Raw genomic sequence first — 13,586 nt, forward strand, 5'->3', positions numbered from 1 at the left:
ACCCCATGAACGAATCCCCCCCCACCCCCACCGGGAGCCCGGACCCCGCCTCCACCCGGGCGCAGGCAGCGACCCGGATCAGGGCGCTGCGCGAGCAGCTCCAGCACTGGGCGCACCAGTACCACGTGCTCGACGCGCCCAGCGTCCCCGACGCCGAATACGACCGCGCATTCCGCGAACTGCAGACGCTGGAGGCCGCGCACCCCGATCTCGTCCGCCCCGACTCCCCCACGCAGCGCGTGCTCGGCGCGGTGCTCGAGGGGCTGGCCCCCGTGCGCCACGCGCTGCCCATGCTCAGCATCCACACCGAAACCGACACCGGGGCCAGCGGCGCGCAGGCCTTTGACGCCCGCGTGCGCCGCGAACTCGGGTTGGCCGAATCCGACCCGCCCATCGAATACCTGGCCGAGCCCAAGTTCGACGGCCTGGCGATGAGCCTGCGCTACGAAAACGGCCGCCTCGTGCAGGCCGCGACGCGCGGCGACGGCGAAGTGGGCGAGGACGTGACGCACAACATCCGCACCATCCGGCAGATACCGCAGACCTTGCCCGACGGCGTCGCGCCGCTGCTCGAAGTGCGCGGCGAGGTGTATATGCGGCGCGCCGAATTCGACGCGCTCAACGAACGCCAGCGCGCGCAGGGCGGCAAGACCTTCGTGAACCCGCGCAACGCGGCCGCGGGTGCCGTGCGCCAGCTCGACTCCGGCATCACGGCCCGGCGACCCCTGCGCTTTTTCGCCTACGGCCTGGGCGCCATCACCCCGGCCAGCGCAGGCGGCCCGGTGTTCGACACGCATTCCGCGCTGCTGCAGGCCCTGCAATCCTGGGGTTTCCCGGTTGCAACGCAGGTGCAGATTGCGCTCGGCGCAGCGCAGCTGGTGGCCTTCCACGAACGCATGGGCGCCAGCCGCGGCGCGCTGCCCTACGACATCGACGGCGTGGTCTACAAGGTGAATTCGCTGCGGCTGCAACGCGACCTGGGTTTCAAGACCCGCGAGCCGCGCTGGGCCGTGGCGCACAAGTACCCGGCGCAGGAGATGCGCACGCGCGTGCAGGAAATCGGCGTGCAGGTCGGCCGCACCGGCAAGCTCACGCCCGTGGCGCGGCTCGACCCGGTATTCGTCGGCGGGGTGACGGTGACCAACGCCACGCTGCACAACCTGTTCGAGATCCGCAAAAAGCAGCTGCGCGTGGGTGACGGCGTGATCGTGCGGCGCGCGGGCGACGTCATCCCCGAAGTGGTCAGCGTCCTGCCCGGCAAACGCCCGGCCTACGTTGCCAACTTCCGCATGCCCACGCAGTGCCCGGTCTGCGGCAGCGCCGTGCTGCGCGAGAAGGGCGAGGCCAACCACCGCTGCACCGGCGGCCTGTTTTGCGCCGCGCAGCGCAAGGAGGCGATCCTGCACTACGCCGCGCGCCGCGCCATGGACATCGAGGGCCTGGGCGACAAGCTGGTCGATCAACTCGTGGACGCAGGGCTGATCCGCAGCCTGCCCGACCTGTACCGCCTGGACCTGGAGCCGCTGAGCGCGCTCGAGCGCATGGCCGAAAAATCGGCGCAGAACCTGCTCGCCGCGCTCGAAAAATCGAAACAAACCACGCTGCCACGCTTCCTCTTCGGCCTGGGGCTGCGCCACGTGGGCGAGGCCACGGCGAAGGACCTCGCGCGCCACTTCGGAACGCTCGACGCCATCATGAACGCCAGCGAGGAGCAACTGCTGCAAGTCAACGACGTGGGCCCTGTGGTGGCGCAGAGCCTGCACAGCTTCTTCCAGCAAGCGCACAACCGCGAGGTGGTGGCGCAGCTGCGCGCCTGCGGCGTCCACTGGCCGGAGGCGCCGCCGGCCGAGCGCGCGCCCCAGGCGCTGGCCGGCAAAACCGTGGTGCTCACCGGCACCCTGCCCACCCTGGGCCGGGACGCGGCCAAGGACCTGCTCGAAGCCGCAGGCGCCAAGGTCACGGGATCGGTGAGCAAGAAAACCAGCTACGTCGTCGCCGGCGAAAACGCGGGCAGCAAGCTGGCCCAGGCGCAGGAACTGGGCATTGCGGTGCTCGACGAGGCCGGCATGCTGGCGCTGCTGTCCAGCCCGGGCGCGCAAGGCTGACGGCTTTTTCCCGCCGGCCCTGCGTTCATTCGATATCGATGCAGTGCATTCCCATGGCGCCGGTCTTGCGGTCGGCAAAATAGCGCACCAGCGTCTCCCGGACCGTGCGGAATGCAATCTCGTCCCAGGGCACCTCCTCCTCGGCGAACAAGCGCGCCTCGATGGTCTCCGTGCCCGGGTTGAAGCGATCGCTGAGCAGCGTGGCGCGGTAGAACAGATGCACCTGGCCCACGCCGCGCACATTCAGCAGACTGAATAGCGGCCCCATCTCGATCTGCGCGCCGGCCTCCTCGTCGGTCTCGCGCGCCGCGCCCTCGGACGTGGTCTCGTCCAACTCCATAAAGCCCGCCGGCAGCGTCCACTTGCCCCGGCGCGGCTCGATGTTGCGCTTGCACAGCAGGACGCGCCCATCGGGCAGCGCCGGCACCGTTCCCACCACGTTGAGCGGATTCTCGTAATGCACGGTGCCGCAGGCGGGGCATACCGCGCGCTGTCTGGTGTCGCCATCGTCGGGCAGGCGATAGGCCACGGAGGCGCCGCAGGCGCGGCAATATTGGATGGGATTGCGGTAGGTCATGCCGGTTTTTGTATGGATTGGACCGGGTGGCGCTGCCACCTCAGCGCACGCACAGGCGCAGCGCGCTCAGGCCGTCAACGCCGCCCTCAAGCGTGTCGCCGCGCTGCACGGCGCCCACGCCCGCGGGGGTGCCGGTGTAGATCAGATCGCCGGGCTGCAGGGCCCAGGCCGTGGACAGATGCGCGATGGTCTCGGCAACGCTCCAGATCAGCTGCGCCACGTTGCTGCGCTGGCGCTCGGCGCCGTTGACCCGCAGCCAGATGGCCGCCTGCTCCACCCCGGCGGCCTGCTCCACCGGGGTGATGGGGCCGATGGGCGCGCTGGCGTCAAAGCCCTTGGCGATGCACCAGGGCCGGCCCTGTTTCTTCATCTCGTTTTGCAGGTCGCGGCGCGTCATGTCCAGGCCCACGGCGTAGCCGTAGACATGCTGCGGCGCGTCGACCGCCGGGATGTTGCGGCCCCCCTTGCCGATGGCCACCACGAGCTCGATCTCGTGGTGCAGATTCGCCGTGCGGTCGGGATAGGGCCACGGGCCGGTTTCGCCGGCGCCGAACACCACGACGGCGTCGGCGGGTTTCATGAAGAAGAACGGCGGCTCGCGGCCGCTGCCGCCCATCTCCCGCGCATGCTCCTCGTAATTGCGGCCCACGCAGTACACGCGGTGCACGGGAAAACGCTCGCTGCGGCCCAGCACGGGCACGCTGACCACGGGCGCGGGCGAGAACACATAGCTGCTCATGGGGGCCTTTCTTTGTTCGATCACGCGGATTCCCGAGCCTTGCACCGACCCGGGGTGTGGCAGTGTGCCATGGACGTGCGCTGCGCCCATGGATCCCGGGGTGGCTACACTGGCGCGCAGCGCAAACGGCTCTGACTGGCTCGACGCGCCAATCCACTGGGCGCGCTCCCTCCCCATGCAGCTCTACAACTACCACCACTCCTCGGCCTCGTTTCGCGTGCGCATCGCGCTGCAGATCAAGGGGCTGGACTTCGACTACCTTGCGCTGCACCTCATCCAGGGCGAGCACAAGGCGCCCGAATTCGCCAGCCGCGTGGGCGACGCGCTGGTGCCCCTGCTCGTGACCGACGATGGCGCGGCGCTGGCGCAATCCATGGCGATCATCGAATACCTCGACGAGACCTGCCCCAGCCCGGCCCTGCTGCCCGCCCCCCCGATCGAGCGCGCCCGCGTGCGCGCGCTGGCGCAGATGGTGGCCTGCGAGATCCATCCGCTGAACAATCTGCGCGTGCGCAAGTACCTGGCGCGCACGCTCGGGGTGGACGAAGAGGCCCGGAACGCCTGGGGCCAGCACTGGGTGCGCAGCGGGCTCGAGGCCTTCGAGCGCCAGCTCGCGCTGTTCGCGCGCGAGCGCGCCGCCCAGGGCCTGGCGCCCTCGGTGCTGTGCTGGGGCGCGCAGCCCACGCTGGCCGACTGCTGCCTGGTGCCGCAGATTTTCAACGGCCAGCGCCTGAACCTGTCCCTGGACGGCCTGCCGCGCACCATGGACGTGTTCCACGCCTGCATGGCGCTGCCCGCGTTCCGCAAGGCGCAGCCCTCGGCCTGCCCGGACAGCGAGCCGGGCTGAACCCATGCTGCCCACGACCGAACCCCAGGCCGATTGGCTCGTCCCCGACTGGCACGCGCCGCCGGGCGTGCACGCGCTGTGCACCACGCGCGCCGGCGGCGTCAGCCTGCCGCCCTACGACAGCCTGAACCTCGGCGACCATGTCGGCGACGACGGCGCTGCGGTGCAGGCCAACCGGCGCACGCTGCAAACGGCCCTGCAGGCGCGCACGCCGGCGGCCCGGGCGGTGTTCCTGCGGCAGGTGCATGGCGTCGCCGTGGCGCGTCTGGACAGCCACAGCCCCGACGGCAGCGCGGCCGACGCCTGCGTCAGCCGCACGCCCGGCACGGTTTGCACCATCCTGGTCGCCGATTGCCTGCCGGTGCTGCTGGCGCACCGCTCGGGCGCCGTGGTGGCTGCCGCGCACGCCGGCTGGCGCGGCCTGGCGGGGAACGGCGTGCAGGGGGTGCTGGAATCGGTTTTCAGGCATTTTTGCGCTCTGGTGCAGGAGTCCCATGCCAGCCCCCCCGCCGCAGTCGCCGCAGACACCCTGGCCTGGCTCGGCCCCTGCATCGGCGCGCACGCCTTCGAGGTCGGCGCCGAGGTGCGCAGCGCGTTCTGCAGCGCCAACCCCGCCGCGCAAGCATGCTTTGCGGCGCACCGCGACGCCCCCGGCAAATATCTGTGCGACCTGGCCGGCCTGGCCCGGCTGCGGCTGCGCGCGCTGGGAATCACCGCGCTGTACGGCAACGACGGCACGCCGCCCTGGTGCACCGTGTCCCACGCCGCACGCTTCTTTTCGCACCGGCGCGGCGGCACTGAGGGCGGCAGCGGACGCCTGGCCGCCTGCGTCTGGCGCGGCTGAGTCCGGTCGGCTTGGGACCTGCCAGCAACGCGCAGCAGCCCTGGCTCATGCCCCTTGCCCGAGGGCTTCCTGCAACCAGGTCGCGACGGCATCCACAGCGGCATCCCGGCGCGCACCGTAGCGCAGAAAGAAGGATCTGGGACTCGGCACGCGCTGGCTCAGTGGCGCCACCAGCAGGCCCTCATGCAGCAGGTGGTTCACCAGCGGCGCGCTGCCCAAGGCCACGCCATACCCCATCGCGGCAGCCTGTACCAGCTGATCGAAATGACTCCATCGCAGCCCGGCATCCAGCGCCTGCGCATTCCCGCCAGCGGCCCTGATCCAGTGCGTCCACTGCAACCATGGCCAGGCGTTTTGCGTGTCTTCCAGGTGCAGCAAGCTGTGCTGCCCCAGGTCCTCGATGCGCGCCAGAGACCGCCGTCGCAGCAATGCAGGGCTGCAAACCGGGAAGACGTCTTCTCCCGAAAGCAGCACGTGCTCAACGCTCATTGCCTGCTCGGGCGCACAGTAGCGAACCGCCAAGTCAGCGCCCCCGTGGGAGAGATCCCGCACCCTGTTGTCCGCCGAAACATGCAGCGCGACGTCCGGGTATTGCGCCTTGAAACGGGATAGGTGCGGGACAAGCCACAGCGCTGCAAAAGAGGACGTGGTGGAGATTCTGACCCCCTGCTCGCTCTGACCCCGGCGCAGGCTTTCCACGGTGGTGGAAAGCCGCGCCAGGGCTTCGCCGCTGACCTCGAACAACACCCGTCCCGACTCCGTCAGCACCAGGGACCGGTGCTGCCGCTCGAACAAGGCCAGTCCCAGGTATTCCTCCAGCTTTTTCACCTGCCGACTGATCGCCGATTGCGTCACGAACACCTCGTCGCCCGCTTTTGAAAAGCTCAGCAAACGGGCTGCGGCCTCGAACCCGACCAGCAAGTCCAAGGGAGGTAGGGGTCTGCTCACTTCGTGTTCTCCTTGAGGCCACGCCATGCAGGGCTTTTTGCATTCCTTCCAAGCATGCAATGCATGCCGAAAGATCGTTTGTGCGCACGGGCTTCGGAAGCCATGATCGGACCCGTCCGGATAGTGTGTCGCCCCGACAACGGCAAGGAAACGAAAGACAAATCATGAACGTGCCGGCCTTATCTGATCCCATGAAACTCCCTGCGTGCACTCCATGAAATCTCTTGTCGCCATCGATATTCAACGCGAATACACCACGGCGGGCCGCGAATTCCATATCCAATCGATTGGCGCGTCCCTGAAGAACGCATACCGCATGCTGCAGTTTGCCCGTCGGGCGGGCTGGCCGATCATGCATGTGCAACACCTGCAGGACGGCAGCATGTTCAACCCCGCATCCGATGCCTCGGACTTCGTCGATGGCTTCACCCCGGAGCCCGGCGAGGCGCATGCCACCAAAGGCAATTACTCCTGTTTTTCATCGCCCGCCTTCAGTCAATTCGTTCAGGAACACGCCGCCCATGAGTTTGTCGTGATCGGCTATGGAACCAGCATGTGCTGCCTGTCGACGATTGTCGACGGCTACCACCGTGGCTACCGATTCGCCTTGGTCGAAGATGCCTGTGCGGCACGCGCCGTGCGCGCGCATTCCGAGGCCGCCATGCACCAATATGCGACGCTCATTCTGGAGCGCTTCGCACGCATCACGCGCACTGCGCAGGAGGCGCCCCCATCAGGCCCAGCTGGCAGACTTCGCCACCAGCAGGCCGACCCCCAGCAGCCCCAGCTGCCAGCGCAGGGCCGTGGGCCATGACGGTGCACGGCGTTCGACCCGCAGGTACAGGATGCGCCCGGCGGCCAGCGAGAGCACGAACGCCAGCAGCATGCCCAGCGCGTTGAGCGCCGCCGAGGTCGGCCACCAGCGGCTGAACACCGCGCTGACGAACAGGCTGACGGAAAAGTGCAGCAGAAAGACCGAGTAGGACATCCGGCCCAGTCGCACCAGCGCAGCGATCCCGCGCCAGGACTGTACGCGCCGGGAGCGCATGGCCAGCACCAGGCACAGCGCAGTGACCAGGGCCACGGCCACGCGGCTGCGGTAGTCCAGCGCGAGTGCGGCGCCTGCCAACAACACGATGGCCGCCAGCCATCCCCGCGCCCGGGGCGCGTGCACGGCCCAACAGGCCTGCATGCCCAGCCCGTAGGCACCGGCAAAGTACGGTGCCCAGACGTCGAGCCCGGCGATGCGGTTGAACACCCACAGCGAGGCCGCCGTGCCAGCTGCGATCAGCACCTGCGCCACAGCGGCCGGGTACCGCTGCGCCCAGGCGCCGGGCAAGGCCCGGGCGCCCGCCAGCACGAGCACGCTCAGCGCAAACAACTGGAAATCTATGGCCACGTACCAGACCCCGGCGGACAAGGCCTCCTCGCCCAGGATGTCTTGCAGCAGCAAGGCATTCGCCAGCAATTGCGCCAGGGTGGGCGGCTCGGGCACCGAGGGGTGCGCCATCCAGGGCCGCACCAGCGCGGCCGCCAGCACCGCCAGCAGCAGCGCCACCGCGTAGGGCACGAGCAACCGCACCAGGCGTTGGGCGAGCGCGCGGCCGGCGTGGTCAAAGCGCGCCACGCCTTGCGGCGCCAGGCTGGCCGCTGCCAGGTAGCCGCCGAGCACCAGGAACACCGGCACGGCCATGCGCCCGTAGTCGTGCAAGCAGGTGAGCAATGCGGGGGCCAAGGGATACGCGATGTCCGACATCGGCCCGTAGGAGGCCAGGTGGTGCCAGACGATGGCAGCGCAGGCCAAGCCCTTGACCATGTCGATCCATGGCGTGCGGTGCGCGGTGGGGTCCAGCGGGCCCGGCTTCATGCTGTTGATCGGAGTCGGCGGGGGGCCGTCCCGGCGCTCAAGCCGGATGCGGGCACCGTGCGCACGCGCTGTGTGCTGACGGAACGCCTCCAGCCCCTGCCCTCTTGCGCGTGCGCTTCGATCCGGGCGCCATGAAGAAAGCGTTTTCGATCCATCTGCTCACCGTGCCTTCGGCCGTCTCCATAGTTCCTGGTAATTGTTGTCGCTTTGCTTGCGCGCAGTCTTTTTTGCTGGTCGTGTTCAGGCTGAGCATGGCACGCGGTCGCATCCCTGCTGCATCCGCTGGCCCGATGGGGACGTGCGCGATGGCGGGCGCGCGATGGTAACGCGGGTCGAACCGGCCCTGGCCGGTGCCAAAGGTAAAAGTTGCACGAAATGAAATCGATGCAGGGGGCCTGCGGGTCTAAAATCTGCGCACAGTCCTTCACCACGGCGGTTTCCATGTCGAGCAGTTCCGAACAAGACACCCCGCAGACCGCATCCCCCGTGCTCGAACCCGTGGACGAGAACCTTGCCATCATCGCCCGCCAGGCCATCGTGGACGAACACCGCACCGTCTACGGCTACGAACTCTTCGACCGCTCCACCGCGAGCAACGCACACACGGCGACGAGCGACGCCGCCCTGCTGTTCAATGCGCTTTCATACGCCGGCACCGAGGCCCTGGTCGGCAAGAAAACCATGTTCATCAACTGCACCCACGACAGTCTCCTGGGCGCTCATCTGGAGTTGATTCATCCCGAAAAGGTGGTGCTGGAAGTCCCGCCCTTGCCCGACGATTCCACGCCCGCAGAAATCGAAGGCCGCATCCCGACGCTGCAGGCGCTGCGCACCCGCGGCTTTCGCCTGGCGTTCGACCAGCGGGCACTGCGCCGCGCGTACACCGGCTGGCTGCCGCTGGCGGCGTTCATCAAACTCGACTTGCAGGCCGTCAAACCCGAGCAGGCCGGGCCCCTGATCAGCTTCATCAGCACGCACAGCAGGGCCATGCTGATCGCCGAAAAAGTGGAAACCGCCGAGCAGTACGAACTCATGCGCAGGCTGGGCGTGAAGCTGTACCAGGGCTATTGGTTTGCCCGCCCTTCGCTGGTCAAGGCGACGACGATCCGCCCCGCGCAGGCATCCATCATCCAACTCATCAACTTGGTGCGCAAACAGGCCAGCACGTCCGAGATCGAAGAGTTGCTCAAGAAGGACCCCTCCCTGTCTTTCAACCTGCTGCGCTTCATCAATTCTTCGGGGTTTGGTCTGTCGTGCGAGGTCACCTCGTTTCGCCATGCCGTGATGATCCTGGGCCTGAACAAGCTGTTCCGCTGGGCGGCCCTGCTGATGACCACCTCGCGCGGGGGCGGGGGAGCGCCACCCGCCGTGGGCCAGACGGCCGTGGTGCGCGGACGCTTGATGGAGTTGCTCGCCGCCGAGTTGCTGCCGCCCGAAGAGTGCGACAACGCCTTCGTGGTGGGCCTGTTCTCGCTGCTCGACAGCATGCTCGGAATGCCGCTGGAAAAAGCCCTCGCATCCGTGGCCCTGCCCGAACCCGTGATGGGCGCGCTGCTGCACGGCACCGGCGTTTTTGCCCCGTTTCTGGAATTGGTCAAGGCCTGCGAAAGCGGTGACGAAGCGGTGTTTGCGCGGACGACCGATGCCCTGCAGCTTTCCAACCGCCAGGTGAACTGGGCCCATCTGCAGGCCCTGACATGGGCCGAGAGCCTGAACGTCTAGCGGCGCGCGCCTGAGTCCGTCAGCAAATGCGCATTCTTGGTATCGACCCGGGGCTGCAAACCACCGGCTTTGGTGTCGTGGACATGGACGGCCACAAGCTCAGCTATGTGGCCAGCGGCACCATCCGCACCACCACGCTGGCGTTGGGCAACCTGCCCGGGCGCCTGAAAATCCTGTTCGACGGGATTACCGAGGTGGTGGCACGCTACCAGCCCGATGCGGCGTCGGTGGAAATCGTGTTCGTGAACGTCAACCCGCAATCCACCCTGTTGCTCGGCCAGGCGCGCGGCGCCTGCATCACGGCCCTGGTGGCGAGTCGTTTGCCCGTGGCGGAATACACCGCGCTGCAGATGAAAAAAGCCGTGGTCGGCCATGGCCGCGCCACCAAGAGCCAGGTGCAGGAGATGACGCGCCGCCTGCTGCAGATGCCCGGTTTGCCCGGCACCGACGCCGCCGACGGCCTGGGCCTGGCCATCACCCACGCCCACGCGGGCGCCGCCATGCGCCGCCTGGACGCGGCCGCAACGCTGAACCGCCGCCAGCACGCCATGTACAAGGGCGGGCGCAGCTACTGACGCGCTGCCGCCGCATGTGGCGTGCTCATGGCACGGGTTTCTGGACCATCGGCAGCTTGAGCTGGTGCTTTCTTGCCGTCGCGATGGCGCTGTCATAGCCCGCGTCGGCGTGGCGCATCACGCCGCTCGCCGGGTCGTTCCAGAGCACGCGCGCGATGCGCTTGTCCGCCGCGTCGCTTCCGTCGGCAACGATCACCACGCCCGCGTGCTGCGAGTAGCCCATGCCGACGCCGCCGCCGTGGTGCAGGCTGACCCAGGTGGCGCCGCCCGCGGTGTTGAGCAGGGCATTGAGCAGCGGCCAGTCGCTGACGGCGTCGGTGCCATCTTGCATGGCCTCGGTCTCGCGGTTCGGGCTGGCGACCGAGCCGGTGTCGAGGTGGTCGCGACCGATGACGATGGGCGCCTTCAGTTCACCCCTTCGCACCATCGCGTTGAACGCCAGGCCGGCGACGTGGCGCTCGCCCAGGCCGAGCCAGCAGATGCGTGCGGGCAGGCCCTGGAAGACGATGCGCTCGCGCGCCATGTCCAGCCAGCGGTGCGTGTGGGTGTTCTCGGGGAACAGTTCCTTGATCTTGGCGTCGGTCCTGTAGATGTCCTGCGGGTCGCCCGAGAGCGCGACCCAGCGGAACGGCCCCTTGCCTGCGCAGAACAGCGGACGGATGTAGGCCGGCACGAAGCCAGGGAAGTCGAAGGCGTTTTGCACGCCCTCGTCGAAGGCGACTTGGCGGATATTGTTGCCGTAGTCAACCGTGGGGACGCCCATGGCCTGGAAGTCGAGCATGGCCTGCACGTGCACGGCGCACGATTTGGCGGCCGCTTTCTTGAGCGCGCCGTGTTGCGCAGCGCTCTGCATCGCGGCCTGCCATTGCGGCACGGTCCAGCCCGCAGGCAGGTAGCCGTTGATCAGGTCGTGCGCGGAGGTTTGATCGGTCACGAGGTCGGGCTTGGGACCCCCGGCCTGCGCGCGCCGGACCAGTTCCGGCAGGATCTCGGCCGCGTTGCCGAGCAGTGCGATGGACACGGCCTGCCTGGCGTCGCAGTGCTGCCCGATGAGTTCCAAGGCATGGTCGACGTTGCGCGCCTGTTCGTCGACGTAGCGCGTGCGCAGGCGGAAGTCGATGCGCGTCTGCTGGCACTCGATGGTGAGCGACGCCGCGCCCGCCAGCGTGGCCGCGAGCGGTTGCGCGCCGCCCATGCCGCCAAGGCCGGCCGTGAGGATCCACCGGCCCGCGAGGCTGTTGCCGTAATGCTGACGACCGGCTTCGGTGAAGGTCTCGAAGGTGCCTTGCACGATGCCTTGGCTGCCGATGTAGATCCAGCTGCCAGCCGTCATCTGGCCGTACATGAAAAGGCCCCGGCGGTCGAGTTCGTTGAACTGCTCCCAATTGGCCCAGTGCGGCACGAGGTTCGAGTTGGCGAGCAGCACGCGCGGTGCGTTCTCGTGCGTCTTGAACACGCCGACCGGTTTGCCCGATTGAATGAGCAACGTCTCGTCGTCTTCGAGTTCCTTCAGCGACGCCAGGATCTGGTCGTAGCAGGCCCAGTCGCGCGCGGCGCGGCCGATGCCACCGTAGACCACGAGGTCCTGCGGGCGTTCGGCCACCTCGGCGTCGAGGTTGTTTTGCAGCATGCGGAACGGCGCTTCGGTGAGCCAGCTCTTGCAGCTGAGCGTGCTGCCGCGTGGCGCGCGAATCACGCGGGTCGGGTCATGGCGCGGATCGGGAGTGGCGGAACCCGCGCGGGCACCGGTCAAGTCGGCTGCGTTCATCGAGAGTCTCCCAGGTCAAGCGAATGGGTCCTTTGCCAGGCTCGGCAAGATCGCTGTCAGCGATGCGGGCCAAGCGCGGCCCTGTGCGCCCATGGCCCACAAGCGCATGGCTTCCACGTCGGGCGCAAGGAATCGGTCTTGGTCCAGAAAGGCGACGCGTTCGCGGATGGCGGCAAACTCCGCCTCGATGCATGGCGATGATTTCAGCCGGCGTTTGAGTTCCATGCCCTGGCAGGCGGCCATGGCCTCGATGCCAACGACAACGGCGGTGTTGTTCACCATGTCGGCCAGGCGACGGGCGGCGAAGGTGGCCATCGACACATGGTCCTCCTGGTTGGCCGAAGTGGGCAGGCTGTCCACGCTGGCGGGATGCGCGAGCGATTTGTTTTCCGAAGCCAATGCGGCAGCGGTGACCTGCGCCATCATGAAGCCGGAGTTGACGCCCCCGTCGTGCACGAGAAACGGCGGCAGTCCCGACAGGCCGGTGTCGAGCAGCAGCGCCGTCCGCCGCTCGGAGAGCGCACCCATCTCGCTGACCGCCAACGCGATGATGTCGGCAGCAAACGCCACGGGTTCCGCATGGAAATTCCCGCCGGAGATCGCCTCACCGGTATCGGCGAACACCAGCGGATTGTCCGAAGCCGCGTTGGCCTCGATCACCAGGACGCGCGCCGCATGGCGGAGGTTGTCCAAACAGGCCCCCATGACCTGCGGCACGCACCGGATGGAATAGGGGTCCTGCACGCGACCGCAGTCGGCGTGGGAGGGAATGATCTCGCTGCCGTCGAGCAGCGCGCGCACCGCAGCGGCAACCGCAATTTGCCCCGGCTGACCCCGGGCGGCATGAATGCGTTCGTCGTAGGGCTTGATGGAGCCCTGAATGGCCTCCAGCGAAAGCGCGCCCGCGAGCAGTGCGGCGCACAGAACATGCTCGGCGCCAAACAGACCGGCCAGCGCCAGCGCAGTAGATACCTGCGTGCCATTGAGCAGCGCCAGGCCTTCCTTGGGACCGAGTACGAAGGGTGAGAACCCGGCGCGGCGCATCGCCTCCGCCCCCTGAAGCACACTGCCCTCTGGCGCAATGACTTCCCCTTCCCCGATGAGCACGCAGGCCAAATGGGCCAGGGGCGCCAAGTCACCCGAGGCGCCAACGGAACCCTTGCCGGGAATGCGCGGCAGCAGATCGGCATTCAGCAGGGCCAGCAGTGCATCGACGATTTCCGGTCGCACGCCGGAGTGCGCACGCGCCAAGCTCACGGCCTTGGTCGCAAGAATCAGGCGGACGACTCCGGCAGGCAGATCCGCGCCCGTGCCCACGCTGTGCGACAGCACGAGGTTGCGTTGCAGCGCGGCCAGTTGCTGCGCGGGAATGACGGTCTGCGCCAGCTTGCCGAAGCCGGTGTTGATGCCGTAGACCACGGCGCCAGCATGCAGGATGTCGTGCACGACGCGTTGCGCAGCCAACAGATTGGCGCGGGCCGAGTCCACCATCGTCACACGCACCCCACCGGCATGGATGCGCACAAGGCTCTGCAAGCTGACGGTGCCCGGTACCAGTTCAATCACATTTCGGGACATGGACATCCTTTGAGCC

General features: G+C 67.9%; 12 protein-coding genes. 6 read left to right on the top strand and 6 right to left on the bottom strand.

What is annotated here, in order from left to right; translation table 11 throughout:
- The first annotated feature begins 5 nt into the window (after nt 1-5).
- Complete coding sequence (gene ligA / locus D5041_RS16760; protein WP_265285261.1) at nt 6-2,105, top strand: NAD-dependent DNA ligase LigA; 2,100 nt, start codon at nt 6-8, stop codon at nt 2,103-2,105.
- 25 nt (nt 2,106-2,130) lie between these two features.
- Here ligA and D5041_RS16765 read toward each other — a convergent pair whose 3' ends face one another.
- On the bottom strand, nt 2,131-2,682 hold the full coding sequence (locus D5041_RS16765) for an NUDIX hydrolase (protein WP_010100091.1): 552 nt from the start codon (nt 2,680-2,682) through the stop codon (nt 2,131-2,133).
- 40 nt (nt 2,683-2,722) lie between these two features.
- Nucleotides 2,723-3,421: a fumarylacetoacetate hydrolase family protein gene (locus D5041_RS16770; protein ID WP_265285262.1), complete on the bottom strand. Its 699-nt coding sequence runs from the start codon at nt 3,419-3,421 to the stop codon at nt 2,723-2,725.
- 175 nt (nt 3,422-3,596) lie between these two features.
- On the opposite strand from D5041_RS16770, the gene maiA reads away from it, so the two are divergent.
- Both maiA and pgeF read left to right on the top strand, forming a co-directional pair.
- The gene (maiA, locus tag D5041_RS16775) at nt 3,597-4,268 is read left to right on the top strand and encodes a maleylacetoacetate isomerase (protein WP_265285749.1); all 672 of its coding nucleotides are present in this window, start codon (nt 3,597-3,599) and stop codon (nt 4,266-4,268) included.
- A gap of 4 nt (nt 4,269-4,272) precedes the next feature.
- Entirely contained in the window at nt 4,273-5,112 is an 840-nt protein-coding gene (gene pgeF, locus D5041_RS16780) for a peptidoglycan editing factor PgeF (RefSeq protein WP_265285263.1), read from the top strand.
- A 45-nt stretch (nt 5,113-5,157) separates the two neighbouring features.
- Here the strand turns inward: pgeF and D5041_RS16785 are convergent, their stop codons facing one another.
- A complete protein-coding gene (locus D5041_RS16785; RefSeq protein WP_265285264.1) occupies nt 5,158-6,060 on the bottom strand; it encodes a LysR substrate-binding domain-containing protein in 903 nt (300 codons plus the stop codon).
- A 214-nt stretch (nt 6,061-6,274) separates the two neighbouring features.
- Between D5041_RS16785 and D5041_RS16790 the strand changes: the two genes are divergently transcribed.
- Nucleotides 6,275-6,874: a cysteine hydrolase family protein gene (locus tag D5041_RS16790; RefSeq protein WP_265285750.1), complete on the top strand. Its 600-nt coding sequence runs from the start codon at nt 6,275-6,277 to the stop codon at nt 6,872-6,874.
- On the opposite strand, the gene D5041_RS16795 is transcribed toward D5041_RS16790, so the two are convergent.
- Nucleotides 6,794-7,927, bottom strand: coding sequence for an acyltransferase family protein (locus tag D5041_RS16795; protein WP_265285265.1), 1,134 nt, complete (start codon nt 7,925-7,927; stop codon nt 6,794-6,796). The genes D5041_RS16790 and D5041_RS16795 overlap by 81 nt on opposite strands.
- Nucleotides 7,928-8,368: 441 nt before the next feature.
- Between D5041_RS16795 and D5041_RS16800 the strand changes: the two genes are divergently transcribed.
- Together D5041_RS16800 and ruvC are read left to right on the top strand one after the other, a co-directional pair.
- Nucleotides 8,369-9,649, top strand: coding sequence for an EAL and HDOD domain-containing protein (locus tag D5041_RS16800; protein WP_265256837.1), 1,281 nt, complete (start codon nt 8,369-8,371; stop codon nt 9,647-9,649).
- 26 nt (nt 9,650-9,675) lie between these two features.
- On the top strand, nt 9,676-10,224 hold the full coding sequence (gene ruvC, locus D5041_RS16805; RefSeq protein ID WP_265285266.1) for a crossover junction endodeoxyribonuclease RuvC: 549 nt from the start codon (nt 9,676-9,678) through the stop codon (nt 10,222-10,224).
- A 25-nt stretch (nt 10,225-10,249) separates the two neighbouring features.
- Here ruvC and hutU read toward each other — a convergent pair whose 3' ends face one another.
- Together hutU and hutH are read right to left on the bottom strand one after the other, a co-directional pair.
- Entirely contained in the window at nt 10,250-11,992 is a 1,743-nt protein-coding gene (gene hutU / locus D5041_RS16810) for a urocanate hydratase (protein WP_265285267.1), read from the bottom strand.
- Between the two features lie 15 nt (nt 11,993-12,007).
- A complete protein-coding gene (hutH, locus tag D5041_RS16815) occupies nt 12,008-13,570 on the bottom strand; it encodes a histidine ammonia-lyase (RefSeq protein ID WP_010104729.1) in 1,563 nt (520 codons plus the stop codon).
- Nucleotides 13,571-13,586 lie beyond the last annotated feature (16 nt).

The organism is Verminephrobacter aporrectodeae subsp. tuberculatae (genome assembly GCF_026127385.1).
In the GTDB taxonomy this organism is placed as follows: Bacteria; Pseudomonadota; Gammaproteobacteria; order Burkholderiales; family Burkholderiaceae_C; genus Acidovorax; species Acidovorax aporrectodeae.